Below are 302 nucleotides of genomic sequence, written 5' to 3' on the forward strand. Positions count from 1 at the left end.
CCATCTGCGCCGGTATCCACGAGCCAGGGTCGAGAGGGTCGTCGGGCAGATTCCACCAGTTCTGCTGCTCGCGCATGACTTGCAGGTGCAAGGCCGTGAGCAGGCACCAGCGCGCGCCACCGGCGAGCATGAAAACCCGCGGGAATTGCAGGATGCTCGGCAGGAACGGGTTACTCCAGACCGTGTACCACTTGAGCGTCTCGTAATCCGAAAGCCAGTTAACGACAAGGACTTTCGTGCCGTCCTCGCGCTTCTCTGGCGAGCAGGAGTCGAGGCGGCCGGACCAGCGTGCGCCGTTGCGG

At 63.9% G+C, this 302-nt stretch carries 1 protein-coding gene; it reads right to left on the reverse strand.

Annotation, left to right across the window (positions count from 1 at the left end):
• A partial coding sequence (locus ON31_RS29360; RefSeq protein ID WP_039818299.1) for a Gp37-like protein occupies positions 1-302 on the reverse strand: 302 nt, incomplete at both ends.

Origin of the sequence: Nocardia otitidiscaviarum NBRC 14405, from assembly GCF_000308635.1 — a bacterium.
Classification (GTDB): Bacteria; Actinomycetota; Actinomycetes; order Mycobacteriales; family Mycobacteriaceae; genus Nocardia; species Nocardia otitidiscaviarum.